The sequence below is a fragment of the Paenibacillus sp. FSL H3-0302 genome (assembly GCF_037982245.1).
Taxonomy (GTDB): domain Bacteria; phylum Bacillota; class Bacilli; order Paenibacillales; family Paenibacillaceae; genus Paenibacillus_AQ; species Paenibacillus_AQ odorifer.
In genome coordinates, this window is sequence record NZ_CP150284.1 from 5,253,847 (window position 1) to 5,277,872 (window position 24,026).

The 24,026-nt window shown below is 46.7% G+C and carries 22 protein-coding genes; all 22 read right to left on the reverse strand.

Features of this window, described 5'->3' with window-relative positions; genetic code table 11:
• Window positions 1-84 precede the first annotated feature (84 nt).
• The 22 genes from MHH50_RS23475 to MHH50_RS23580 all read right to left on the reverse strand — a co-directional run bounded on the left by MHH50_RS23475 (window position 85) and on the right by MHH50_RS23580 (window position 24,024).
• Window positions 85-867 carry a YlmH/Sll1252 family protein gene (locus tag MHH50_RS23475; protein WP_036683613.1) on the reverse strand — a complete coding sequence of 261 codons (783 nt, stop codon included), beginning with the start codon at window positions 865-867 and terminating at the stop codon, window positions 85-87.
• 9 nt (window positions 868-876) lie between these two features.
• Window positions 877-1,143: a YggT family protein gene (locus MHH50_RS23480; protein WP_036683616.1), complete on the reverse strand. Its 267-nt coding sequence runs from the start codon at window positions 1,141-1,143 to the stop codon at window positions 877-879.
• A gap of 7 nt (window positions 1,144-1,150) precedes the next feature.
• Window positions 1,151-1,591 carry a cell division protein SepF gene (sepF, locus tag MHH50_RS23485; protein ID WP_036683619.1) on the reverse strand — a complete coding sequence of 147 codons (441 nt, stop codon included), beginning with the start codon at window positions 1,589-1,591 and terminating at the stop codon, window positions 1,151-1,153.
• An 11-nt stretch (window positions 1,592-1,602) separates the two neighbouring features.
• On the reverse strand, window positions 1,603-2,289 hold the full coding sequence (locus MHH50_RS23490) for a YggS family pyridoxal phosphate-dependent enzyme (protein WP_036683622.1): 687 nt from the start codon (window positions 2,287-2,289) through the stop codon (window positions 1,603-1,605).
• A 3-nt stretch (window positions 2,290-2,292) separates the two neighbouring features.
• Window positions 2,293-3,150: a peptidoglycan editing factor PgeF gene (gene pgeF / locus MHH50_RS23495; RefSeq protein WP_340033514.1), complete on the reverse strand. Its 858-nt coding sequence runs from the start codon at window positions 3,148-3,150 to the stop codon at window positions 2,293-2,295.
• A gap of 104 nt (window positions 3,151-3,254) precedes the next feature.
• Window positions 3,255-3,599 carry a YlmC/YmxH family sporulation protein gene (locus MHH50_RS23500; RefSeq protein ID WP_036683628.1) on the reverse strand — a complete coding sequence of 115 codons (345 nt, stop codon included), beginning with the start codon at window positions 3,597-3,599 and terminating at the stop codon, window positions 3,255-3,257.
• A 130-nt stretch (window positions 3,600-3,729) separates the two neighbouring features.
• Complete coding sequence (gene sigG, locus MHH50_RS23505; protein WP_036683631.1) at window positions 3,730-4,512, reverse strand: RNA polymerase sporulation sigma factor SigG; 783 nt, start codon at window positions 4,510-4,512, stop codon at window positions 3,730-3,732.
• Window positions 4,513-4,590: 78 nt separating this feature from the next.
• On the reverse strand, window positions 4,591-5,313 hold the full coding sequence (gene sigE, locus MHH50_RS23510) for an RNA polymerase sporulation sigma factor SigE (protein WP_036683937.1): 723 nt from the start codon (window positions 5,311-5,313) through the stop codon (window positions 4,591-4,593).
• Window positions 5,314-5,405: 92 nt separating this feature from the next.
• Complete coding sequence (gene spoIIGA, locus MHH50_RS23515) at window positions 5,406-6,353, reverse strand: sigma-E processing peptidase SpoIIGA (protein WP_076129086.1); 948 nt, start codon at window positions 6,351-6,353, stop codon at window positions 5,406-5,408.
• A 270-nt stretch (window positions 6,354-6,623) separates the two neighbouring features.
• Window positions 6,624-7,745: a cell division protein FtsZ gene (gene ftsZ / locus MHH50_RS23520; protein WP_076129065.1), complete on the reverse strand. Its 1,122-nt coding sequence runs from the start codon at window positions 7,743-7,745 to the stop codon at window positions 6,624-6,626.
• 61 nt (window positions 7,746-7,806) lie between these two features.
• On the reverse strand, window positions 7,807-9,069 hold the full coding sequence (gene ftsA, locus MHH50_RS23525) for a cell division protein FtsA (protein ID WP_076136520.1): 1,263 nt from the start codon (window positions 9,067-9,069) through the stop codon (window positions 7,807-7,809).
• Window positions 9,070-9,412: 343 nt separating this feature from the next.
• A complete protein-coding gene (locus tag MHH50_RS23530) occupies window positions 9,413-10,168 on the reverse strand; it encodes an FtsQ-type POTRA domain-containing protein (protein ID WP_340033515.1) in 756 nt (251 codons plus the stop codon).
• Between the two features lie 65 nt (window positions 10,169-10,233).
• A complete protein-coding gene (murA, locus tag MHH50_RS23535; protein WP_036683642.1) occupies window positions 10,234-11,517 on the reverse strand; it encodes a UDP-N-acetylglucosamine 1-carboxyvinyltransferase in 1,284 nt (427 codons plus the stop codon).
• A gap of 205 nt (window positions 11,518-11,722) precedes the next feature.
• Entirely contained in the window at window positions 11,723-12,835 is a 1,113-nt protein-coding gene (gene murG, locus MHH50_RS23540) for an undecaprenyldiphospho-muramoylpentapeptide beta-N-acetylglucosaminyltransferase (RefSeq protein ID WP_248549382.1), read from the reverse strand.
• Window positions 12,836-12,840: 5 nt separating this feature from the next.
• Window positions 12,841-13,938, reverse strand: coding sequence for a stage V sporulation protein E (spoVE, locus tag MHH50_RS23545; RefSeq protein ID WP_036683647.1), 1,098 nt, complete (start codon window positions 13,936-13,938; stop codon window positions 12,841-12,843).
• A gap of 49 nt (window positions 13,939-13,987) precedes the next feature.
• Window positions 13,988-15,409, reverse strand: a complete 1,422-nt coding sequence (gene murD / locus MHH50_RS23550; protein WP_340033516.1) for a UDP-N-acetylmuramoyl-L-alanine--D-glutamate ligase — start codon at window positions 15,407-15,409, stop codon at window positions 13,988-13,990.
• Between the two features lie 3 nt (window positions 15,410-15,412).
• A complete protein-coding gene (gene mraY, locus MHH50_RS23555; protein WP_036683653.1) occupies window positions 15,413-16,378 on the reverse strand; it encodes a phospho-N-acetylmuramoyl-pentapeptide-transferase in 966 nt (321 codons plus the stop codon).
• Between the two features lie 21 nt (window positions 16,379-16,399).
• Window positions 16,400-17,806, reverse strand: coding sequence for a UDP-N-acetylmuramoyl-tripeptide--D-alanyl-D-alanine ligase (gene murF / locus MHH50_RS23560; protein ID WP_076306391.1), 1,407 nt, complete (start codon window positions 17,804-17,806; stop codon window positions 16,400-16,402).
• A complete protein-coding gene (locus MHH50_RS23565; protein WP_038572864.1) occupies window positions 17,803-19,290 on the reverse strand; it encodes a UDP-N-acetylmuramoyl-L-alanyl-D-glutamate--2,6-diaminopimelate ligase in 1,488 nt (495 codons plus the stop codon). Before MHH50_RS23565 ends, murF begins: the two co-directional genes overlap by 4 nt.
• A gap of 55 nt (window positions 19,291-19,345) precedes the next feature.
• Window positions 19,346-21,271, reverse strand: coding sequence for a stage V sporulation protein D (locus MHH50_RS23570; RefSeq protein ID WP_076136530.1), 1,926 nt, complete (start codon window positions 21,269-21,271; stop codon window positions 19,346-19,348).
• Window positions 21,272-21,350: 79 nt separating this feature from the next.
• The gene (locus MHH50_RS23575) at window positions 21,351-23,507 is read right to left on the reverse strand and encodes a penicillin-binding transpeptidase domain-containing protein (protein ID WP_340033517.1); all 2,157 of its coding nucleotides are present in this window, start codon (window positions 23,505-23,507) and stop codon (window positions 21,351-21,353) included.
• Between the two features lie 124 nt (window positions 23,508-23,631).
• Window positions 23,632-24,024 (reverse strand): septum formation initiator family protein, encoded by a 393-nt coding sequence (locus tag MHH50_RS23580; protein WP_036683668.1) that lies wholly within the window; start codon window positions 24,022-24,024, stop codon window positions 23,632-23,634.
• Between the last annotated feature and the right edge of the window lie 2 nt (window positions 24,025-24,026).

Below are 24,026 nucleotides of genomic sequence, written 5' to 3' on the forward strand. Positions count from 1 at the left end.
AAGTATCGGCGTCCAGCTTAAAAAATGTTTGATTCCCTCGAAATAATCAATTTCGACAAGTAAGACCGTATTCCTGCAAGGGATTCACACAAATTTACCAATCTGAACACGGTATCGGCCCTTTTTCGTCAAACTGCCGACCTCTAGAACCTTGAAGCGACCAAAGCCTTGAATAGATACCATGTCACCATCCTTAAGACCGCAGGATGGGTCTTCCTCCACTTTCCAGTTTACCCGAACACGTCCAGCCTTGATGGGAGCAAGAATTTTGCTTCGGCTAAGCCGTGTTACATCTGCGGCAATGCCATCCAATCGCAGGGATGCTACAGTCAAATCCATCAATTCCAGCTTAACCTCACTATTACGCAAGGCGGAAAGGGGTAATACTTCCGTACTTACCTGTATCCGGTGCACTCCAGTTAAATTCATAGCTAAATAATCTGCAATATCAGCAGCGACTACAACATGACAACCATCGTCCAGAACATGAATATCACCGATTTTGCCTCGTTTAACGCCCAGCCCCAGAATAGAACCCATGTAGTCCCCATGCTCCAGAGCCAGAAACTTCTGCTCCCCTGAGGTTATTGCAAGCACCTTCAGCTCCATGTCTTCCTGATCCAGGTCACGATAATCAGGAGCGACAAGCGCTCGCTTCCGCTCTGCCTCAGCATGTCCACCTTCCCATTTAACAATCACATCAGGATGGCGGTTAACTAAAGTTTGCAGAATAAAACCTTGGCGGGGATCGAGAAATTCAGTTAATTTAGTCTCATGATATTCTCCAGCGTTGGTAACCCATTCGAAGGCCTTGTCCACAAATTGACGTTCATCGGGATGAAAATGCCCGTAAACTTCGTTCTTCATCACAATTGCCTAAAAAATCAAATGCAGGATAGATTTAAGTCCGCCTGCAGCGAATTCCAAGACAAGTAATGCAATAATTGGAGAGATATCAAGTGTACCGAAGAGCGGTGGAATAAACCGTCTGAAAGGTGTTAAATACGGCTCTACGAGTTTGCTTAGCAGTTCTCCAATGAAGTTATCACGAACGTTGGGTAACCAGGACATTAGCACATAGAAAATAATCATGTAAAAATAAATGTTAAACAAAATATCGATAATGTAATCAATTTGAAGCAAAGCCCATTCACCTCATTCTGTTATAGTCTTGATCGTCACCTAGGATTTCTGTAATGGAGCCTTGAATTTCAACAGTATCTGGAGTGCACATAAATATATTGCCCCCAATTTTAGAGATTCCTCCCCCAAGGGCATAAACAGTTCCGCTGAGAAAATCAATAATTCGCATTGCTTGATCATTGCGAACACGCTGCAGGTTAATTACTACCGTCCGATGCGAACGGAGATGATCAGCAATCTCCTGTGCCTCATCATATGAACGTGGTTCATATAATACAACCTTGACATTTTTTTGCGAATGGATACTGACAACGTTGCCCCTCTGATTTTTGCGGGTTTCTACAGGGGCCGGCTCATACTCATCCTCTTCGTGGATTTGCTCCCGCTCCACAACTTCCTCTTCCTCCTGCAAGCCCAAAAAACTCATAAATCGGTTCATAACGCTCATCACGATCCCTCCTAATGGCCTACTAACACCGTACCCAGGCGTACCCAGGTGGCTCCTTCCTGTATCGCCACTTCAAAATCATTCGACATTCCCATGGACAGCTCCGTAATCGGCTCAGGTGTCAAAGCAAGTTGATTAAGCTCATCGCGCAGCTCACGAAGTCCGCGAAATACAGGACGGGTAAGCTCCGGATCACCTTCTAAAGGTGCCATCGTCATAAGTCCAATTACCTTAACGCGGTCCAAACTAGCGATTTCACGTAAAAATCCAGGTACTGCCTCAGGTGACAGACCAAACTTCGTATCTTCGCCAGAGATATTCACTTGAAGAAACACATTCACTTCCTGATCAGCGGCAAGCGCCTTTTTGTGCAATTCTTGCGCCAGAGACATCCGGTCCAAAGAGTGTATATATTGAAATTTGCCAATAACGTCTTTAACCTTATTGGTTTGCAAATGCCCGATAAAATGCCATGTCCCTTTGTCCCCTAAAACCTTCCATTTGTGTTCAGCATCCTGCCAGCGACTCTCAGCAACATGCTCTAGGCCTGCCTCCAATACGGAGGATACCATTTCCAGAGAAACATATTTCGTCACTGCAATTACCTTGACGTCATTACGATCCCGGCCGCTTGCCGCGCAGGCACGTGCTACACGTTCCTCTACCTCAGCAATTCTCTCCTGCAGTGTTAAAGACAACTTTCAACTCTCCTTTATTCCGATCCAGCTCGTCATTCTGCCTGTAATACCGTTTTCTTTGCGATAAGAAAAAAACAAATCACGATTACAGCTTGTACACCATGTTGTACATTCGATATGAGTCGGCAATATTCCTGCTTTTATCATAATGCGTCGATTCATTTCTTTCAAGTTTAGCAAGTATTTACTCTGATCAGTCTCTGAGGCTCTGTAAAGCTCCACAGCATCGAAAGTTTCTATCCCCTCATTCAAGCTGCCCTCCAGCTGCCGAACATGCTCCATCACATAATCATCCACCTCATAACAGCAGTCGCCAATGGATGGACCGATCGCTGCCACAATATCATGTGGATGGCTGCCGTATACCGTTTGCAGCTTACTCACCATGGCTGCGGCAATCTGAGCCACCGTTCCTTTCCAGCCTGCATGTGCAAGACCGACGACTCTACGCACGGGATCATAAAAATAAAGGGGCACACAATCCGCATAAAAAGAAGTCAACAAAACCCCAGGCACATCCGTCAGCAGACCATCCTTAGCTTGAAATGCCGATGCTCTGTCCTGTTGTCCCCGCCCACGGTCCACTTCCCTTACTACAGCTATCTCTGCCCCATGAGTTTGTTCTCCACAGGTCCATGCTTCCGGCTTGAAATCAAGAGCTTCGGCAAGCGCTCTCCGATTGCTCAGGACATCTTCAGGAGCATCCCCAACGTGAAACGCACAATTCAGGCTGTCATAGGGCGCCTTGCTAGCCCCTCCCTGTCTACCAGTAAACCCCGCTGTAATTTCGTTATGCTCCACTCGCCAAGGCTCCAGATGGAGCAGCATAAGCATTTCTTTCCCCTGCACAAACGGTTCCATTTCCTCACCTCCGCCTTAGTGTACCACATGTAAATACCCGTACAAAGTGACGGTTAAGCCTGATCGCCTAAATTCTTAAATAAAAAAACAAAAAACGCACCTAATTAATAAGTGCGCCGTTCGCTGCGATCTCCCCGTTCCAGATACATCGTTTCACGCTCTTCCTGTCCCGGAGACATCCGCGACTCTTCAATCTTCACGAGCACAACATCGGACCCGATCTTGACTATATTCCGCCATGGAATAATCAGATCTGTCCCGCCTCCGAACAATCCCATAAACCGAGTGTATCCGGGTATAACGATGGCATCAATGACACCACGGCGCAAATCAAGCTCCAGATCACTAATCTGCCCCAACCGCTTGCCATCTACAATGTTGATAACATCCTTCGTCTGAAAATCAGAGATTTTCATTTTTTTGGCAGACCCTTGATAATCCTCGTTCATCTCACCACCCCTGTACAATCCGACCTATAGTCCAATATATGATCCGGAAGCTTGTCAACATGCATTAAAAAGAGGAGACAGCCCAAAATCCTTAACCCGGATTCTGGAATATCTCCTCATGGCTACTGCTCTAAGATTTCACGTGTTTTTGCATTTGCTGAATCGCAGATTTCTCCAGACGTGAGACCTGTGCCTGTGAAATGCCAATCTCATCTGCGACCTCCATCTGTGTTTTCCCTTCGAAAAACCGCATGGATAAAATTCGTTTCTCCCTTTGTCCTAATTTACGCATCGCTTCACGTAATGCAATTTCTTCGATCCACGACACATCCTTATTCTTATCGTCGCTAATCTGGTCCATTACATAAATAGGATCGCCGCCGTCATGATAGATCGGCTCGAATAAGGACACTGGATCCTGAATGGCATCAAGAGCAAAAACAACATCTTCCTTCGGCACACCCAGCGCTTCTGATATTTCGAATATCGTCGGTTCCCGTGAGTTCTGATTGGTCAGACTATCACGTACCTGGAGCGCCTTGTAGGCGATATCTCTGAGAGAACGTGATACCCGAATCGGGTTGTTATCACGCAGGTAACGCCGAATCTCACCGATAATCATCGGAACTGCATATGTGGAGAATTTAACGTTTTGTGATAAATCGAAATTATCGATGGCTTTCATCAGACCGATGCAGCCCACCTGGAACAAATCGTCAACAAATTCTCCCCTATTATTGAACCTCTGGATAACGCTTAGAACAAGTCTAAGATTACCGTTTACCAATTTCTCTCTGGCGGATCGCTCGCCCTGCTGCTGCAGCGAAGTGAACAGTTGCCGCATTTCCACATTCGTTAGAACAGGCAGCTTAGCAGTATCCACACCGCAAATCTCGACTTTATTACGGGTCATGATGATTTACCTCCCAAGGAGAAACATTACTGTACATTATCTCCCGGGCTCGCCATTTTATTCCTTGCTAATTTCACCTTACACCATCTTGTTAAACTCCTTGCGCAGCCGCTTGATAATTCTTTTCTCCAGCCGCGAAATATAAGATTGGGAGATGCCAAGCAGATCAGCCACATCTTTTTGTGTCTTTTCTTCGCCTCCGCGCAGGCCAAATCTCAGCTCCATAATGAGTCTTTCCCGATCACTCAGCTTTTCCAGTGCCTTTTGCAGCAGCTTGCGATCAACCTGTTCTTCTATGTTCCGATAAATGGTATCATTTTCCGTTCCTAATACGTCAGAAAGCAATAATTCATTGCCATCCCAATCAATATTAAGCGGCTCATCAAAAGAAACCTCACTCCGTGTCTTGCTGTTCCGCCGCAGATACATCAAGATTTCATTCTCTATGCAGCGGGATGCATAAGTAGCCAGTTTTATTTTTTTCTCAGGATCAAAAGTGTTCACAGCCTTAATTAAGCCAATAGCGCCAATCGAAACCAGATCCTCGATATTGATGCCGGTATTCTCAAATTTACGAGCGATATATACTACCAAGCGAAGATTGCGCTCAATCAACATCGCACGAACAGCTGCATCGCCGCTAGACAGCCGCTGAAGCAGATATTCTTCTTCTTCCCGTGTCAGCGGTGGAGGAAGTGCCTCACTCCCGCCAATATAATAGATTTCCTGACTCTTCAGCCCTAGTAGAAACAGCATGCGGTAATATTGCAGCTGCAGAGCAATTTTCCATTTGACCATTATTTGTTCCTCCTCCAAGAAGTGCACGGTTCGCGTGTGAAGCTTTCAAATCCCGCTTTCAGCCATCAGAAGTTTGGTTCAGCTAGCTTTAAAGATTAGGAAGGCAGTGCTGCAACAGTAGCGCTCTCTTTTTGAGTCAAATCAGGATGTATTACAGCCCGATAGGCTCCATCCCCCGACAATGTCCCACCATCCAGCCCAATCAAGACTCTTTTACAATAAAAGATATCTTCACCAAGCTTTATCGTCACCTGATCAGGCTTCAGTGCGAGCATAAATGATGCCCCCCGGTTAACTCCCCTGTAAGGCACCAGTCGCATCCTGTCCTGCCAAGCAAACGACTGCCCGTCCGTTTCTAGTAAAAGTTTGTCCGCTCCGTCCTGAGTGAGTCTACCTTTCCATGTTTCAGGCAGATGTCCCTCCCAGAGCGAAGATTCCATAACCATCACCGGTATGCGGGTCAAAGGATCACAAAGCCGGTTACCTGTGTCTAGCAGGCCGGGACAGGAAACAGTCACTCCATCAATTTCTACTACCACCTCACCGATATAGGTTTCAAGCTGCTCCCTTCTGATTCGTGAGGAGTGCACTGCCTTGAAGCAGATTAACACCAGGGGAAATACTGCAATTACAAACCAAAAGCCAATCTTTAGGCGGTAAGCATGCCCTCCTGAAGCAGTGAACATAATACCATTCCAAATATCACCGGAGCTCTGCAGCAAATAGTGAATACCTACAATCCCACCAGCCGCTGCGAAATTGATAATATAAAAAGCTCCCATAGTGCGAAGGTAGCTTTGCAGACTCCCAAAACCAAAGGCAATCCATAGCATAACCACCGACAATCCAAACTTAATGAGGAAGGTATACATGAAAGACAACTCCGGCACAAACATCATCACCACATACAGCGCACCAACCAGAGCTGAGAGGACTAAACGCCACCATGATATCCTCAGCTTGACCATCCAGCCTGTCAGCCACAAAAGAATTCCGTCGATCACTAGATTGGCGGCGAATATCAAGTCAATATAAACAACCAGTGCATTCACCTGCTTACTATGGCGGAATCTATCCTGTAGCCAAAATGGATCAGGCTCTGTTTTTTTGGACGATATGATTAGTATAAAAAGTCTCGCATTCAAAGTCTGTCTAAACTTGGGGGGCATTCTTAAGGTTTTTTTGTCGAGTTATAGCGCGGGAGGGTTTTATTCCTACTGAACAACATTTCACATAAAAAAAAAGCACCGCATTGCCCTAGCTCTATTAGCTGGGGAATACGGTGCTTCATATCTTTTAATAAAAATATTTAATTAGTCATTGTTGCCACGATTACGGTTACGCAGGAACGTCGGAATATCTAATTGATCTGACGTATTCTGATTCCCGAACGGACGCAGATTAGCAGCGTTCTTATCCGGTGCTGCCGCTGGCTCGTTATTCGTCGAGACCGGACGGCGTCCTGGAGCTTCAGGCGATGGTTTATGTTCAAAGCCAGTAGCAATTACTGTTACTTTGATATCATCCTTCAGGCCTTCATCAATTATCGCACCAAAGATCATATTCACTTCAGGATCAGAGGCGGATGTAACAATCTCAGCCGCTTCATTGACTTCGTATAGAGAGAGGTTAGATCCTCCCGTAATGTTCATGATTACGCCGCGGGCGCCTTCAATAGACGTTTCCAAGAGTGGGCTCATGATGGCTTTACGTGCTGCTTCAGACGCACGGTTCTCACCATTTGCAATACCAATACCCATAAGCGCTGAACCGCGCTCTGTCATGATCGTCTTTACATCCGCAAAGTCAAGGTTAATCAGACCAGGAACCTTAATTAGGTCAGAGATACCTTGAACAGCCTGCCGGAGAACATTATCTGCTTCACGGAAAGCTTCCAACATCGGTGTTTTCTTATCAACAATTTCAAGCAAACGGTCATTTGGAATGACGATTAGTGTGTCGACTTTTTCTTTCAAAGCTTCGATTCCAAGCATTGCCTGGTTATAACGTTTTCTTCCTTCAAATGTGAACGGGCGAGTCACTACACCCACAGTCAGGGCTCCACACTCTCTAGCAATTTCAGCTATAACTGGCGCCGCACCTGTACCTGTACCGCCACCCATTCCTGCAGTAACAAATACCATATCTGCACCTTTAAGGGTATTCGAAATCAGATCACGGGATTCCTCCGCTGCTTTCTTACCGACTTCAGGGTTGGCGCCTGCACCCAAACCGCGGGTCAGCTTGTCCCCAATCTGCAGCTTGTGCTCCGATTTGGCCATATGCAACGCTTGGGCGTCTGTATTAACCGTAATAAATTCTACACCCTGAACGCCGTTTTCAATCATCCGGTTGACAGCATTACTACCTCCGCCGCCCACGCCGATGACTTTTATTTGCGCCAAGCTCTCCATTTCAAAATCAAATTCTAACATATTGTTCCATCTCCCCCTCAATGTGCTTGGATGGCCGGTCCAAGTATATCTGGACTTACACTTATATAAACTCGCTAAACATATTTTTTAGACGCTCCACAAATCCGGGCTTCTGAACAGTTTCCTGACTCGGAGTGGCGTTCTGCTTGCTCCGGTTGACCGTCTTTTTGTTGCTGCTTCCACCACTGTTTCTTCCACGGAAACTACGGACAACATTATGCAGAATACCGACACCGCCGGTAAACCCAGGGTCCCGTACACCGATATAATCCGGCACGGCGATGCGTACAGATGCAGCCAGCTCAGTCTGAGCAGCCTTCAATACACCCGGCATCGAGACAGTCCCACCTGTTAGTATATAACCTCCAGGCAGTTCACTGTAACCAAGCCGTTTAACTTCTTGACGAATCAGGTGGAATATTTCTTGCACCCTTGGCTCGATAATGGCCGCCAGATCCTCTTGGTTAAATTCCTTCTCCACGTTACTGCCAATGCGCAATACCTTGAAGACAACGTCTGAGGCTGCATCGTCAATCCAAGCACAACCATATTTAAGTTTTACCTTCTCCGCTTGATCAGTAAGTGTCCGAAGTCCGTAGGCAATATCATTGGTTACGAATTCTCCTCCGATCGGAATCGTGGAGGTTGCACTAAGAGAACCCTCTTCGTATATGGCTATTGTTGTTGAGCCCGCACCGATATCAACCAGAACAGATCCCATCGATTTCTCGTCCTTGGACAGCGCCAATCCACCAGCTCCAAGAGACATCAGCACAAGATCCTTTACCTTCAGCCCTGATTTCTCAACACAGCGTAGTAGATTATGTATTGGCGTCTTAGCACCCGTAATGATTGTTGCCTCAACTTCCAGACGAACACCAATCATTCCGCGCGGGTCTTGAATTCCTTCAAGACCATCGACGATAAATTGTTTGGGAACAACATCAATCACTTCACGCTCCGGAGGCATAGCAATGACTTCCGCAGCTTTAATTACGCGATCGATATCATCATCGCCGATTTCACGATCCTCATTCTGAACGGCCACAACACCGTGGCTGGATTGCAGGCCAATATGATTACCGGAAATGCCTACATAAACCTCTGATATTTGAATACCCACCATCTGCTCTGCATGATCTATAGCACTTTTGATCGATTGCACAGTTTGGTCGATATCTACAATCGCGCCTTTACGTATTCCTTCCGAATCGGCAGATCCAACGCCAATAATATTAAAGGTTCCATTGGTAACTTCCCCAATTATTGCCCGAACTTTGGATGTACCGATGTCCAAACTAACAATGATGTCATTGTTGCTCAAGTCCTATGGCACCTCCTGTTATAATCATAATTAATTGCATTACCTTATCCCGGTCCCGGGAAACTTCTCTGTACATATTCAACATACCTAATCCTTTCCCTCTTTTTTCTACAAATTTTTTGAACGGAATAATATTCCAACATCCCCAAATGTGAATAGTTACTCATATGTTATTGTAAAAATAGCAATTATCACAAGAAATATCGGCCTAATTGGTCATTTCAACCAAATATAGTACTATATCTCAAAAAAATCGAAGAAAAAAGAGGGATATAGCTTATTGCCCGTAACTCCGATTGTAGCATTTTTTTAACTCTATTAGTAGGGACTATTTACCTCCACACTACTCTTGCGCAACATCTTCTTCATCGCTTACAACCTGAAAGGGAACATATGAATCGGCTTCTAGCATTTTAATCAGTCCAGGCTGTTCAGTCTCTATAATCTGATTCAAATAGGACACCTTGCTCTTTAGCAATGAGATGGCTGTAATCACCTCAAAACGGGATCTAGTATAGAGCTTGATCCGGTCTGGAAAAGACAAGGTCGGCGAGGGAACAATCTCAGAGATATCACTTGTCAATTCATTAGGAATGCTTGCTAATGCTTGACAAAGCTTAGCCTTATTCGGATCTTCCGGGTCCCAGTTCGTTAATATGGGTTTCTCAACGGCAATTCCTGTCTCATTAACAGGGACTGCAGCTCCACTGGATAGAATTGCCTTCAAGAGGCCTCCCTGTTCCAGTTCATAGGCTACCGCTGGAAATTCCTCAAGCTTCACTGTGATCACCCCGGGGAAATCCTTCTGCACGCTGACGTCTTTAATCGTCTTAAGCTTCAGCAGAGATTCTTCCACAGCTTTCGTTGATACAGCAAAGAATTGCCCACCTATTTTAATTCCACTTTGTGAGAGTAGCTCTTCACTAGTAGAATACTTACTACCTTGAAAATCTATCACTGTAATATGGCTAATAGACGATCTAAAAAAAATCACAGCAAGAAGCGCAGTGAACAGCAGCAGCAGGATCGCCGTAATCTTACGGCTCATTTTTTTCTTAGGCTTGTCCTCTTTAAGAAGAGGTAATCGGGTTGTAGTCATTCTCATATTCTCCGTAATAAGGCCCTGTCTCCTTCTCTGGGAGATCTGGAAGGAGACAGGGAGCTTTAATTGGCCAAATCAAGTGGATCCGTTACAGGCACCTTACGGCTTATACGCGCGCCAAGCTTCTGAAACAGCTTCTCTATTCCATCATAACCACGGTCAATGTGATGCGCTTGCTCAACGACCGTAGTCCCTTGTGCAGCAAGCCCGGCAATGACCAGAGCTGCACCCGCCCGCAAATCAGTAGCTTCCACAGTAGCACCATACAATCTCTGAACGCCGCGAATAAACGCACGATTCAAATCGATAGAAATGTCAGCACCCATCCGGGCCATTTCTTCCACATGTTTGAACCGTCCCTCAAACACCGTCTCCTTGATCACACTAAAACCATCGGCGAGCGACAGCAGCACCATGACCTGAGATTGCAGATCCGTCGGGAAAGAAGGATAAGGAGAGGTTACAATTCTCTCAACCGCACGCGGACGCCCCATGCAGCTGACATTAATTATATCATTGCATACTGTGATTTGAACACCAGCCCGCTTAAGCACATGAATAAGCGAAGTCAGATGCCCGGCGTTCGTATGTGTCAAGGTCACATTCCCACGTGTAGCTGCTGCAGCAATCATTACAGTTCCAGCCACTATCCGGTCTGGGATTACCTCGTACGTACAGGGATATAAGTTTTTGACACCCTGGATCGTAATGGTATCCGTGCCTGCACCGATAATCTGAGCACCCATACTATTCAAAAATTGCTGTAGATCCTGTATTTCCGGCTCTCTTGCTGCTCCCGATATCGTCGTTGTCCCCTCTGCCTTGGCGGCAGCCATCATAATATTCTCCGTGGCTCCAACACTTGGATAGTCGAGATGAATATCACTCCCTACAAGCTTTGAGCCCCGACAGGATATTCGTCCGTTGCTTTCCTCGATCTCCGCCCCCAGTGCTTTAAGACCCTGCAAATGAAGATCGATTTTACGCTCCCCGATCGCACAGCCACCAGGCTGATAGATCGTTACCTCACCAAATCTGGATAACAGCGGTCCCATTAAAAAAATGGAAGATCTCATCTGCCGCATCAAATCCTCAGGTACATGAGATGTCCCCACGGCTGACGTATCTATCGTCACCGTATCCTCTTGATGCACGCACCTGCAGCCCAGCCGATCCAAGATGTCTAGCATAGTCTCGATGTCCAGCAGCTTCGGCACATTATGCAGTGAGTGAACTCCTTCGGCCAGCAGGCTTGCCGCTAGAATCGGCAGCGCCGCATTTTTTGCTCCATGGATACGAATGGTGCCTGACAGGGGACTTCCACCCTCAATCACCAATTTGTCCAATGTATCACCTCCGAGATTACCGCTCACCCACCACAAACACTTCCGATACAAGGTCATATGAAATGTACAAGATTATCCTGCACTACCTTTCAGGTTAGGAAGTGTCCTGGGTGATTGTCACGATTATAGGATTATCCTATGTTCGTTCCTCCAAGTGTGTGACAGAGAGCTGCCAATAAGGAAAAACCTCTCAAAGGTTAATGGCTTAAGACTGTTTACCGGCTAGTCTTCGGAGTTCGTTAGTGACAATGGCAGCAGAATCCCTTTTGCCCAGTCGTCTGGAAGCCTCGGACATTTTTTGGCGTACAGCTTCAGTTCCAATGATTGCTTGCACAGCTTCATAAAGCGCCTTACCATTCAATTCCTTCTCAAGCAGCACCACAGCGGCCCCTTCGCGTTCCAGCTGTCTTGCATTCGCCTCTTGGTGATTATTCGTCACATTAGGAGAAGGGATAAGTACAGAAGGAATACCCAGCGCTGTAATCTCAGCGAGAAAGGATGCCCCCGCCCGATTTACGATTAAGGAGGTACAAGCCAAGACCTCCGGCATATTGTGAACATAAGGTAGGACATGCAGCCAGTTCGGTGTGCTACCCAGCTTCTGACGCAATTCAGCACGGGTATCCTCAAAATAAGGCTCACCTGTAACGTAAACATAATGAACACCATTACCCTTACCCACAAATGGGGCCATTTCAATCATGGCTTTATTAATAGCCTTAGCCCCTTGACTGCCGCCAACAACCAAAACAACCGTGCTGTTATCCGGAATGCCCAGCGAGGCAAACCCCCGTTGTGGACTAGCCGTAGTAACCGTCGTTGCCCGAGGATTACCTGTGTAGATTACGTGCTTGCTCCCCGGAAAAGCAGATTCTGTCCCTTCAAAGCTTACGGCCACTGTACTCGCGTAACGACTTAGAAAACGATTTGTTAAACCAGGGATAGCATTTTGTTCATGGATCAAGGTTGGAATACCCAGCCGGGATGCAGCGTAAACGACCGGACCACATACATAACCGCCTGTACCAATTACAACATCAGGCTTAAACTCTCTTAACATTTCTTTGGAAGCCTTAACGCCCTTTAAAAAACGCATCACCGTCTTGACGTTGTCCATGGACAGCTTGCGCCGAAAGCCAGTGATGTCGATAGATTTGAAAGGGATATTCTCTTGGGGAACGAGCTTGCTCTCTAAGCCACGCGTTCCACCAATATACAGGAAGGTAGATTCACTATCTTCTGATTCCAGTTGTCTAGCAACAGCGACTGCGGGATAGATATGACCACCCGTGCCTCCGCCGCTTAATACGATACGCATGTCTTTCACCTCGCATAACGGGATAAGTTCAATAGAATGCCCAGGGAGGTTAACATCAGTGTAAGTGAAGAACCTCCATAGCTAATCAGAGGAAGTGTGATGCCTGTTACAGGCATTAGACCGATGACCACACCAATATTAATAATGACTTGCACAGCCACCATACAGACGATGCCAACGGCCAAATAGCTTCCAAAACGGTCAGGTAGACTCATCGCCACCTTCATTCCGCGCCAGATTAGAATAAGAAACAGGATCAACACAGCCAAACCACCGATAAACCCCAGTTCCTCGGCCAATATAGAAAAAATAAAATCGGTCTGCGGCTCAGGTACATAACTGTACTTCTGCCGGCTCATTCCAAGTCCGAGACCCCCGAGTCCTCCAGGCCCAATCGCGTATAGCGACTGAATAATCTGGTAGCCTGCACCGAGGGGATCGGACCAAGGATCAAGAAAAGCGGTTATACGCTGCAACCGGTAAGGTGCTGCGGCAACCAAAGCAACAAACCCAGCCACCCCAGCTACTCCTAGTGAGAGTAGATGTTTCATTCTTGCTCCAGCTGTAAAGACCATCATTAAGGCTGCGCCAAACATAACGGTACCTGTACCCAGATCCGGCTGGAGCATAATCAGTGCAAAAGCTGATCCGATAAGCGCTAACGGGGGAAGTAAGCCACGAGTGAAGGAGGTGATATCATACTCTTCTTTTCCCAGCCAATTCGCCAGAAATAGAATCATCCCCATCTTCATGAACTCGGAGGGCTGAATCCCGAAGGAGCTGATTCCGAGCCAGCTGCGCGCTCCCCCGCGAACTACACCAATGCCGGGAATAAGCACCATAACGAGCAGGATAAAGCAGACAATCAGTGCCGGCTTAGCCAGCTTTTTTAACACTTTGTAGTCTGTATTCGCTGTAACAAACATTGCAACAAGTCCCAGTCCTGCAAACAAAAGCTGCCTCTTTACAAAGTAAAACGAATCTCCATAATTGCGGAAGCCTAAAACAGATCCGGCGCTGTATACCATCACCATGCCGATCACCAGCAGAGAAAGAATGGGAATCAGCAACCAAATATCGGGAGCATGACGAGTTTTGTTCATCAGGAGCACACCTCTTGCATCCGTAGTAGGGGCTTATCCACCCCCCTACTTAAAGGTTATGCACCGCCTCTTTAAAAATACACCCGCGCTCTTCATAGGATGTAAACATATCCCAACTAGCACATGCAGGAGACAGGAGAACGATATCTCCTTCTTCCGCCAGAGCGGAAGCTTCCCGCACAGCTGCTTGCAGCACGGCGGCGGCGCTCTCCCCATTATCGACGGAGATAATCTGCTTTAATCCTGCCAGCTGTGCTACATTTATTAGCTTGTCCTTGGTTTGTCCTAACGCCACCAAAGCTTTGACGCGTCCGCTCAGGACAGGCAGCAGCTCCATATAATCGGAGCCGCGGTCTAATCCGCCAGCGATCAATACCACCGGCCGCTGAAACGATGTCAAAGCCGTAATTGTCGCTTTGGAGTTCGTTGCTTTGGAATTGTTATAATAAGCGGCTCCAGCCTTATCAGCTACATACTCCAGGCGGTGCTCCACACCGCGAAAAGAAGAAAGCACTCCGCTTAATAGAGAGGGGTCCGCTCCAGCGGCAATAGCAATTCCACAGGCAGCCAGCGCATTCCCCACATTAAAGCGACCCGGAAGGGCGATGGAATCCACATCCGCGATTATCGTTTCCTTGTCCGCAGATTCGCGATAGATAATGTGGCGCTTCAGCTCATCATCTTGCCCCGTAATGTAGGACGGGCTAACAAATACTCCATGAGGCAGCTCCTCAAACAAGGAGAATGGAAGAATAGAAGCCTTCATATAGGGTACAAGTTCCCGGCAGACAGGATCATCCCAGTTCAGCACTGCTGTATCCGTAGCTAATTGATTAGCGAACAGCTTGGTTTTGGAATCCACATAATCTTTCATGCTTCCATGATAATCCAGATGGGTCTCTGCAATATTCAGCAGACAGCCTATCTTAGGGCGGAAGGTCTCCGTACCTTTAAGTTGAAAGCTGCTAAGCTCAACTACCATCCAGTTATCCTCGGTAGCCTCTTGTGCAGCCTGACAGAGAGGCGTACCAATATTGCCCGCAATTATAGGGTTCATTCCCGCAGCTTCCAGCATATGGCCTACCCAGGTCGTCGTTGTCGTCTTACCATTGGAACCCGTGATCCCGATCATCGGCGCTGCACAAAGTCGATATGCCACCTCTACCTCTGTGACCACTTCAATTCCAAGCTCAATTGCCTTTTGTACAGGAGGCGCAGAATAAGGAATGCCTGGATTCTTGATTACCAGACTTACACCTTCATGAATAAGACCTTCCGGATGCCCACCGCATATAACACAAATTCCCAAAGATTCCAATTCGGAAGCTTCGGGACTTTGATCTCTTTCCTTTTTATCGTTCACCGTAACTACAGCGCCGCGTTCATGCAGCACTTTAGCCACCTGGACACCGCTTTTAGCAAGCCCAAGAACCACAACTTCTTCACCACGATACTTATCTGGATGTTTCATTCTCTACAACCCCTTGCTAATAAATAGTCCCACAGCAGCCAACACCAAGCTAACCGCCCAGAACGAAATTACCACACGCCACTCCGACCAGCCACCAAGCTCAAAATGATGGTGAATCGGGCTCATTCTGAATACACGTTTGCCACGGGTTTTAAATGAAACGACTTGAATCACAACGGACAACATTTCAATTACAAAAACACCGCCAATGATGAGAAACAGCAGCTCACTCTTCGTGACAATAGCAATAGCACCTATCGCGCCACCAATACCAAACGAACCCGTATCCCCCATAAATACTTTAGCAGGGTGGGCATTAAACACAAGAAAGCCAAGTACAGCACCAATCATTGCCGCAGCACATACACCTGCCGCAATAGACGTAGCCTGCATTGCCACCACCGCGTATGCGGCCAAAGCAATGGCGCTAACCCCGGACAACAGTCCATCGACTCCATCTGTAAAGTTAACGGCATTCGTCACTGCCATCATCATAATAATGATGAATGGATAATAGAACCAGCCACCCCAATCAAAGCTGAAATCAGTACCTGGAACGCTGATACTTGTACTGTGTCCGGCATAGATCAGAAGACCGCACATTAAAGCACCAACCAGCAGCTGTCCAAATAACTTTTGACGTGCTGTGAGCCCTAAGGAACGCTTAAACACAATTTTGATATAGTCATCCAAAAATCCAATCAATCCAAAACCAAGCGTAGCTACAAGCAGTACATAAAAATCTGTATTCACCACAGAAAATTTCAGATAAGACAAGGTAAAAGCTACGATAATCACGATACCGCCCATAGTCGGCGTTCCCGCTTTCTTCAAATGGGTTTGCGGTCCGTCATCTCGCACCTGCTGTCCGAATTTCATCCTGCGCAGAAGCGGAATGAAGAGCGGAGCGGCAATGACCGCAAGGATAAAAGAAACAGCAATAGTCAATAACAATAGTTGATAATCCATGGGTACACCCCCTCCAATGATTTAGGTCTGTTGAATATCTTTATTTAGGCTCTGAAGCACTTCCTCGAGCTTCATCCCTCTTGATCCTTTAAATAGAACAATATCCTTAGCACTGCATTTCTCTAGAAGGACAGCGGTTAGTTCCGCTTTATCTGTAAAAGCTTTTACGCGCTCTTTGCCGAATTTCTCTTCTGCTGCTTTGGCAATATGAACGGATAATGGTCCGTAAGTACATACAAAATCAGTTAATGAAGGGTCAAGGTAGTAGCCTATTTCTTGATGAAATTCTACTTCCTCCGGCCCAAGTTCCAGCATGTCCCCGAGCACAGCGATTTTATTGCCACTGCATTTCATAGATTGCAGGACATCTATAGCCGCCTTCATAGAAGTAGGGCTGGCATTATAAGCATCGTTTAAAAGCGTAAGTCCGGAGGAAGTCCGAATCACTTCAATCCGCATGCCCGTCAACTTGAGCCTGCTGAGACCCTCCTTCATATTCTGCTCCGTAACCCCAAAATGACGAGCAACCGCTAGTGCAGCCAGAGCGTTAACAACGTTATGCTGACCTGGCAGCGGTAATGTAAAAGCATGTTCCTTATGACGGCTTGACGTGAACGTCATGCCACCAGTATGGGACATCATCCCTGTTGGATAATCATCATTATCCTCATTTAGACCAAATCGGAAGGTTCTCATCCCTTCTGGAGCCTTAAAAGTGGACTCTTGCATTACCTCAGTCAGCAGCGGTTCGTCACCATTATAAATCAGCAATCCCCCCGGCTTCAGCCCTTCAGCAATCTCCAGCTTGGCGCGGGCTATTTCTTTACGTGACCCCAGCTGCAGTAAATGCGACTCGCCTACATTAGTAATTACCGCTACGTCTGGTTCAGCCAAAGAAGCCAGCAGAGCAATTTCTCCCCGCGAGCTCATCCCCATTTCAAGTACAGCGATCTCTGTATCCTCAGCCATGGATAAAATAGTAAGCGGAAGACCGATATGATTATTGAAATTCCCTGCTGTCTTATGCACTTTGAACTGCACTTCAAGCAGAGACATAATGATATCTTTTGTTGTTGTTTTCCCGTTGCTGCCCGTAACAGCGACAACCTGTGGAGCCACTTCCTTCAGATAAGCAGCGGACAACTTCTGAAGAGCCTCTAGTGTATCTTCAACAATAATAACTCCGCCACCTTCAGGTACCGGTCCTTTATCGCGTTGCCACAAGGTTGCACCCGCACCAGCAGCCAGTGCTGCGGCAGCATAGTGGTGACCATCGAATTTGTCTCCAGATAGAGGCACAAACAGGCAGCCGGGTGTGATCTTACGGGAGTCGGTAACGACTCCCGTAAGGGTTGTATTCATAGCTTCGACAGCAGCAGGTTCCCCTGCGCACATGGCAGCAATATTTTCAAGCGTTCTTGTAATCAATAGTTTCGGCCCCTTATAACTTCTTTAGCGACGATGCGGTCATCGAAATCATGAACCACTCCGCCAATCAGTTGATAGGTCTCATGACCTTTCCCCGCAATCAATACTACATCGCCAGGGCTTGCCATTTCAATAGCCTTCCCGATAGCTTCTCGGCGATCAACAATCATATGATACCGGTCAGAGGTGACTCCATCCTCTACTAGTCCTGCTTCTATATCCTTCAAGATTAGTTGAGGGTCCTCCGTCCGGGGGTTGTCAGAAGTTACGAATACCATGTCGCTATATCGTGCAGCGATCTTCCCCATTAATGGACGTTTCGTCCGGTCTCTGTCACCGCCACAGCCAAATACTGTAAGCACTTTGCCGGTAGCAAATTCGCAGACCGTTTTTAATACATTCTCTAGCCCGTCTGGTGTATGTGCGTAGTCAACGATAACAGCAAATTCCTGACCTTCATCCACTGACTCCACCCGTCCAGCTACACCATCGATTGCCTCAAGACTAGTCTTGATATCAGCCAGAGAGACATCTTCCAATAAAGCAGCTGTAATCGCCGCGAGTGCATTGTAGACATTGAACTTACCAACCATACGGAGCGAAATGTCCGTCTTCCCCTTAAACGTATCTACATGGAAAAAAGTTCCTTTTGCGGTGATCGATATTTGCGAAGCTCGGACATTAGCGTTGTTATCAATGCCATATGTAATCACTTCCGCCGCAGTTTGGGCTGCAAAATATTGACTGGCTTCATCATCCGCGTTCAACACCGCATATTTGCGTTCTTCCTTCCACGGAGAGATCACATTTCCCAATCTGGAGAAAAAGAGCCCTTTAACCGCCCGATACTCCTCCATTGTATGATGATAATCCAGATGATCTTGGGTTAAGTTCGTAAAAATTGCCGTACGGAAGTCCGCACCCTTCACACGTCCTTGCTGAAGTGCGTGAGAGGATACTTCCATTACACAACATTCCACACCTTTGGAAGCCATATCATGAAGGGAACGCTGCAGATCTAGCGATTCTGGAGTTGTGCCTGACATAGGGTAGCTTTTGCCGTCATAGCGCATTTGAATTGTTCCAATCAGACCTGTCTTCATATTCTGATCCTGCATAATCCGCTCAATGAGATAAGTCGTTGTTGTTTTGCCGTTTGTGCCCGTCACCCCGATCATTCTCATCCGGCTGCTAGGTGAGCCAAAGAATGCATTCGACATGACAGACATCGCAAACCGGCAGTCATCCACAACAATCTGCGGGATATCAAGCTCCAGCTTGTGCTCACATACAATAGCCGCCGCTCCGGAGGCTACTGCTTGCGGCGCATATTTGTGCCCGTCCACGGTGTGGCCAGGCAAACAAATGAATAGATCTCCCGGGCCTACACGGCGGGAATCCGTCTGAAGATCAGTAATCTCCACATCTCCATCCCCGTATAGTTGCGAAGTAGCAAGACAAGCAGATAATTCGTTAACTTTCATAGTAATCCCTCACTCTACATTTTCGGATACGAGCTGAAACCTTATACCTTAATCATTATTCACTAGATGCTCCCATATAAATCCTGATGGTTGAGCCCTGTTCTACTCTGGCCCCAGCCTTAGGAGCTTGATTGATGACCGTATTTCCTGTGCCTGAACGTGCAAGATTAAAATTCATATTTAAATCCTCATAGATATCCTGCACCGTTGCTCCGGTAAGATCAGGTACGGTCACTATCGGAGTTTCGCCATACTTATAAGTTTTGGGAAGCTGATCACTGCGCTCCGGAATCTTCATATAGTGCAGCGAGTCTTCCAAAATATTTTGCACGATTGGAGCTGCAACCACACCCCCAAATTGAATCCCTTTCGGATTATCCACGGCAGTGTACACAACGATCTGAGGATCATCCGCTGGTGCAAAGCCAATAAAAGAAACAATGTGCTCTGTTGGAGAATAACGTCCATTTACAACCTTCTGTGCAGTACCCGTCTTGCCACCTACACGATAGCCGTCAATAAAAGCCGGCCGTCCTGTGCCTTTGGCAACCACGCTCTCAAGTGCTGCCCGCACCTTCTTGGATGTTTCCTCCGAAATGACCTGCCGCACAAGCTCTGGCTTCACCTCTGATACAGTCTCTCCAGTAACCGGGTTAACCCATGCTTTTGTTACATGAGGTTTATAGAGATTACCGCCGTTGATAGCCGCGGATACCGCAGCAATCTGCTGAATAGGCGTAACCGAAACCCCTTGACCAAAGGCTGTAGTCGAAAGCTCTACCGGACCTACTTGATTAAGCTTGAACAGAATACCATTAGCTTCCCCATTCAGATCAATTCCCGTTTTGCTGCCAAAACCAAAATCACGGATATATTTGAAAAGTGATTCTTTTCCCAGCCGTTGCCCTAAGGCGACAAACCCAGGGTTACAGGAGTTCTCAACTACCTGTAGAAAGGTTTGACTACCATGACCGCCCTTTTTCCAGCAGCGCAGCTTTGCGCCCGCCACCTCGATAAACCCCGGATCATAGAAATGATCGTTCTGAAGATCTACTTTACCTTCCTGCAGCGCAGCAGCCAGAGTGATGATTTTGAACGTTGAACCAGGTTCATAGGTCATCCAGATAGGCAGATTCCGGTTGTAAATCTGCGCATCATATTCCTTGTATGATGCTGGTTCATACCCCGGTCTGCTAGCCATGGCTAGTATCTCACCATTCTTCGGATTCATAGCTATAGCCCAAGCACCCTGCGCCTGATATTTTACCATAGCCTGATCAAGCTCACGTTCCATAATGGACTGGATCTGTTTATCAATCGTCAGCTCCAGATTAAGTCCGTCTTGAGGGGCAGAATATTTCTCAGATGAGCCAGGCATAAGTCTTCCGCCCGCATCAGACAAATAAGAAATATTGCCGGCTATACCTTTGAGCAGATTGTCATATATACTCTCTACTCCTGTAATACCCTGGTTATCTATACCTGTGAAGCCTAGAATATGCGCGGCTAAATCGCCGTAAGGGTAATACCTTTTGCTATCCTCAGCGACAACGATGCCCGGCAGCTGCAAATCACGGATGCTCGCGGCAAGATCCATCGTAATTTTGCGGCCGCCGGGCTGAAGTTTCACCGACATTTCTTTTTTGGACAGCAATGTCATCAGCTTCTCCTCAGTCATCCCAAGCAGTGGAGCTAATTGCTGTGCTGTCTTTTGCTTCTCTTTTACCTGCACCGGTACTGCATACACTGTAGGTGTGGTGATATTAGAAACGAGCGGCACACCTTCACGATCCATAATTTCACCACGTTTAGCGGTAAAAGGAATATTGCGGCGCAAGGAATCTTCTACCTTCGCAGTCAATTCCTCTCCTTGAGATAATTGCACATACGCAAGACGCACGACCAGCGAACCGAATAACACTGCCAGTCCCAGCAATGTCCACAGCATTCTCCGCCGTGTTACGACTTTGGAAACCTTCATTCCGTTCTCCCCCACTTTCAACAATAGACATGAGCTCTTATCTTCATGACTATTCGGGACAAACAGGGGTTAGAACAAGCTATGTTCCGCTCTCGGAATCTGACCCCTCATCAGCAGGCGGGGCCACGGGAATATCTTCGCCATAATCATTTAATGGCTTCATTTTCAAAGTGACCAAGGTCTTGCCATTTTGCGTGCCTACAATCTGTTCTGAGACGTAACCTTCACCATCTACCGCAATCTCTACTTTTAGTAGAGTTAGAATTTCAAGTGCATCACGCAGGGATTCCCCTTTTAAATCTGGAATGGTAGGCTGAGCCCCCTGCGGACTTAATAAATAGATCCGTTGCCCTGTAGCAAGCTTCGTACCTGCCTCAGGATATTGACTCTCTACAGTAGATCCTTCACCGACCACTACATAATCGAAGCCTTGATCCAAAAGTGCTTCTCTTGCTTCCTTCATCGTCTTGTCTGTTAGATCTGGTGTAGTCCGAAGTGCGACTGTTTCAGTCTTAGCCGGCTTTTTGCTGCTGCTATCACTAGCCTCAGACGCCAGCTTAGGTACTCCCATGTATTGCAGAGACTGGGATACAATCTCTTTAAATACTGGAGCAGCTGCCTTACCGCCGCCAACCTCAACGTTCGGTTCGTCAATAATGACAATAACAGCGATCTTTGGATCATCAACAGGAGCATAACCAATAAAGGAGACAAGTACTTTGGATTTCACATAATCCTTTCCTTCAACCTTGATAGCCGTTCCTGTCTTACCTGCCACGCGATAGCCGTCAATATAAGCGTTGCGGCCTGTTCCTTTTACTTGGTCAGCAACAACCTGCTCCAAATATTCACCCGTTTTCTTGGCGCTTTCCTCATCAATCACCTGACGCACTACACTAGGCTGAGTAACCTTTGTCTCACCAGTGTTAGGGTTTGTGACCTCCTTAACTACATACGGAGTCATCAACTTCCCCCCATTAGCGATAGCAGATACGGCAACTAGCTGTTGAAGTGGGGTTACTAGCACTTTACCGTGTCCATATGCGAGTGTCGCAATTTCTATAGGACGTCCAAGGTTAGGGTTAACGACCCCGCTTACTTCTCCCGGCAGATCGATTCCCGTTTTCTCATTGAAGCCAAAATCATTGATATACTGTAATAGCTTGTCCTGTCCGAGCATTTCATATAGCTTAACGAATAGAACGTTACTAGAACGTTTCACACCTTCAAGAAAACTGATTTGCCCCCATCCAGCATGATTAATATCATGCAGTGCCTTACTATATCCCTTTATCCGGATGGACCCGGACAAAAATGTCGCAACAGGATCAAAAAGCTTTTCTTCTACTGCGGCGGCAAGCGTTACAATTTTGAAAGTGGAACCAGGCTCGTATTTAGATTTAATAGCATGATTATAGAATCCCGCCCCATCGGCCCCGGTCTTCCAAAATTCATTTGGATTATAGGTAGGCATATTGGCTAATCCCAAAATCTCCATCGTGTTCGGATCAGCAGCAATGACACTCATACTTTTTGGCTTATATTGCGCATACGCCTTTTGCATGGCCTCTTCTATATAATGCTGGATCGTACTATCGATTGTAAGCTTGAAATTACTTCCATTTACTACTGGCTTATAGGTATCTTGTGAATCCGGCAATTTTACCCCTTGACCGTCACTTTGATAAAGCAGCTTGCCATCGGCACCCTTAAGCTCCGTATCAAAGTATTTTTCCAGTCCCATGATAGCATTGCCGTCCCTATCTGTATAACCTAAGATATGTGCAGCTAATTCATCTTTTGGATAATATCGTTTCTGCTCTCTAACAAGCCCAATACCGGTCTCTTGAATTTTATGTTCTTTACCTAGGGCTACATAAAATTCTTTCACCTTATCGGCAAGCTCCTGATCAATCTTCCAGCCTTCATTACGAATTTCCCGGTTCTTGAGGTAAGCACCCGTCTTTTCGTCCTTGGCTTCAACCAGCTTACGCAGCTCATCCTCTGGTTTGCCGAGCAATTCGTGTAATCCTGTGATGACCTCTTCCCCGATGCCTTGTTGTTGAATCACTTCAGGATTCACCACCACGGTATAAGCAGGGACATCGCTAGCGAGCACACTCCCGTTACGGTCAGAAATCGTACCTCGCTCCGCTTTGATAGTTGAGGTATGCGCCCAAAGCGTGGCGGCCTTTTCCTGCCATTCCTCACCTTGCATAACTTGAATCCAGAACACTCTAACGATCAAAACAAGAAAAAAGAGGGTAATACACCCTCCTATAAACAGCGTGCGAAGTTTTATTCTTTTCAGCATAAGCGAACCTCACAACTTTTTTTATTGCGATCTTGCCAATCGCTCACTAATTATCACCCGGAGTCGTTGCCGAGCTTGCCGGAATATAGATTGTTGCATTCTCATCCGGGGACACATAACCAAGATCCCGTGCTTTTTGGGCGACTTTCTGCTCTAGATTCTGCTTTTCCATCTGATACGTAGAAATCTGCTTCTTGGCTGTTGCAATATCCTGATCTAATTTCTGAGCCTGCAAGTTCAAATCATAAATTTGGACGTAACGTGAAATCAGGGTGATCGCCACCAGAACGCATACTCCTAGCGTCAGCATATACAAAAGTTTCTCTTGCAGCGGAAGTACTCTTCGTCTGGTAACTACTTTTGTCTTCTCGCGGTAAAGGGGGTTTACCTCTTCTTTTCTTTTGGGCTGAACTGCTAAATTGCCGCGGGTATAGGCCATCT